The organism is Candidatus Neomarinimicrobiota bacterium (genome assembly GCA_041862535.1).
Classification (GTDB): Bacteria; Fidelibacterota; Marinisomatia; order SCGC-AAA003-L08; family TS1B11.
This window is the reverse complement of record JBGVTM010000106.1, coordinates 1-2,538: the sequence shown is the minus strand read 5'-3', so window position 1 is coordinate 2,538 and position 2,538 is coordinate 1. Positions and strand designations below refer to the sequence as shown.

General features: G+C 53.9%; 4 protein-coding genes. All 4 read left to right on the top strand.

The window, feature by feature from the left end:
* On the top strand, positions 1–345 hold a 345-nt coding region (locus tag ACETWG_04090; protein ID MFB0515770.1), incomplete at its 5' end, for a flagellar biosynthetic protein FliP.
* A gap of 2 nt (positions 346–347) precedes the next feature.
* Positions 348–617, top strand: a complete 270-nt coding sequence (locus tag ACETWG_04085; GenBank protein MFB0515769.1) for a flagellar biosynthetic protein FliQ — start codon at positions 348–350, stop codon at positions 615–617.
* On the top strand, positions 614–1,402 hold the full coding sequence (gene fliR / locus ACETWG_04080) for a flagellar biosynthetic protein FliR (protein ID MFB0515768.1): 789 nt from the start codon (positions 614–616) through the stop codon (positions 1,400–1,402). Before ACETWG_04085 ends, fliR begins: the two co-directional genes overlap by 4 nt.
* Before the next feature lies 1 nt (position 1,403).
* Positions 1,404–2,504, top strand: coding sequence for a flagellar biosynthesis protein FlhB (gene flhB, locus ACETWG_04075; GenBank protein MFB0515767.1), 1,101 nt, complete (start codon positions 1,404–1,406; stop codon positions 2,502–2,504).
* Positions 2,505–2,538 lie beyond the last annotated feature (34 nt).

Genomic DNA, 2,538 nt, shown 5'->3' with positions numbered 1-2,538 from the left:
TCCGCGCCCATCAAGAAATTCATGCTCCAGCACACCCCGGATAAAGACCTGGCATTGTTTGCCGGCTACTTTAAGCAAGAGCCGGCAAAGTCGCCGGAAGAGTTGTCGCTGATGATGGTGATACCGGCTTTCATGATCAATGAACTCCGCATTGCCTTTCAGATCGGTTTTATGTTGTATCTCCCCATGCTGCTCATTGATATGGTGGTATCCGCCGTACTGATGTCCATGGGAATGATGATGCTGCCACCCGTCATGATTTCCATGCCGTTCAAAATCCTCCTGTTCGTTCTGGTGGACGGGTGGTATCTAGTGGTGGAATCAATCATTAATGGATTGCAGTAATTATGAGCACCGATCTCGTCGTTTTTATCAGCCACAGAACCCTTATCACGGCACTGTATATCCTTCTGCCCATCCTGGGAAGCGCCCTATTGGTAGGGGTCCTGGTAGGACTGTTTCAGGCGGTTACCTCCATCCAGGAGATTACTCTCACCTTTATCCCCAAAATTGCAGTGGTAGGCCTGGTTCTTATGCTGTTGATACCGTGGATGCTGGACCTGGTGATCGGGTTTAATCTCCTCATTTATGACCAGATAACACAATTAGGCCGATGAACCTATCCATCCTGGACCTGCTATCCGGATGGGGCGTCTCCTTCATGCTGGTGATGACCAGGGTTTCGGCCATGATCTACGCCTTCCCCTTTTTCGGTTCACCCGCCATTACTATGCGGGTTCGGGTTTTGATCACCCTGGTGCTCAGCTTCATGCTCTTGCCGGTGGTGGGGGTGGAGGGCCTGGGCCTTGATTGGAACCTGGGCCGATTGGCCTTCGCTATCGGTCGGGAGCTGGCATTGGGGTTGATCGTGGGCTTTGGAACCAAGTTCATGTTTGAGGCCTTTTCCCTGGCCGGGACCTTCGCGGGCCGCCAGATGGGCTTTGCCATCGCCGACCTGGTCGATCCGGTAACCAGTGCCCCCCAGTCTATGGTCGGCCAGTTTTGGGCCCTGGTTGCCATTCTGCTGTTCGTGGCGGTGGATGGCCACCACTTTCTGATCCAATTGCTGGTGCAAAATTTTAGGCTGATTCCCCTGGAGACCGGTGCACTGCAACCCGCGTCGGGCCGGATGTTAATCACCGGCTCGAGCGAGATGTTTCAGTTGGCCCTGAAACTGGCCGCTCCGGCGCTTATCCTTACACTCATGATGGATGTGGGCGTGGGGGTCCTTTCCCGGGCCATGCCCCGTCTGCAGGTCTTCTTCGTGGCTTTGCCCCTCAAGCTCTTCGTGGGGGTATTTGCCCTGGTGGTCTCGTTGCAGCTATTCCAGGCTCTGTTTTCCACTATGTACTTTGAATTCCAGGAGTACGTGGCAACCTTAATGGCGACCCTGAGGAGCTGATATGGCGGAACAGCCGGCCCAGGAACGCACTGAAGAGGCGACCCCGAAGCGTATCAGGGAATCGCGGGAGAAAGGTGATGTCGCCAAAAGCATGGAACTCACCTCTGCCGCCCTGATGCTCTCCGTCCTGCTTTTATTCTATTTTAACGGCGAGAGCTTTTTGTACGGCCTTGCGGGAGTTATTCAGGATGTGTACAGCTCGCTGGCTACGGTATCCATCAATCCCAGGAGTTTGCCAACCCTAGTGGCCTGGATGGCCGGAAGGGGTGTTTTTATCCTGGGGCCGGTCCTGGTGCTGGTGGTGGTCATAGGTCTCTTGGTGAATTATTTACAGGTAGGGGTAATTTTTGCCCCCAAGGCACTGGGCCCCAAATGGGATCGGATCAATCCCGCCACCGGCCTGAAGCGGATTTTCTCGACGAGGGGCCTGGTGGAGTTGATCAAGGGCATCCTCAAGATGATCATCGTTGGCATGATTATTTACCTCTATTTGGCCGACCGCGTCAAGGACTACCCGTTTTTGACCTATATGACGCCGTTGCAGATCATTGGAGCTTTAGCCTTGGATCTACTCAAGATCGGGGTCTATGTTGGCATCGCTTTCTTGGCAATGGCCGCCGCTGACTTCACCTACCAGCGCTGGGAATACAAGCGCAAACTGCGCATGACCCGGCAGGAAGTGAAAGATGAATATCGGCAGACGGAAGGTAGTCCGGAGGTACGCGCGCGGGTGAGAATGATGCAGCGGGAGATGAGTCGCAATCGCATGATGGTGGAGGCAGCCCGGGCTACCGTGGTTGTTACTAACCCGGTACATGTGGCGGTAGCTTTAAAATACAATGAAGAAGATATCGATTCCGCACCGCAAGTGGTGGCTAAAGGGCAACGGAAGGTGGCCGAGCGCATTAAAGAAGTAGCCCGGGTGCACGGTGTACCGATCAAGGAAAGTCCGGTGCTGGCGCAGGCCCTCTTCCAGACCTGTGAGATCGGAGATGAAATACCTTATATGTACTATCAGGCCGTCGCTGAAATCCTGGCGGAGATTTTCTGGGAACGCTTTGGTAGACAACGATATAGGGTAAATGTCGCCCCCATGCTATAAAGGTTGAAGGAAGGAACGCATGCGCTTCTTAAAA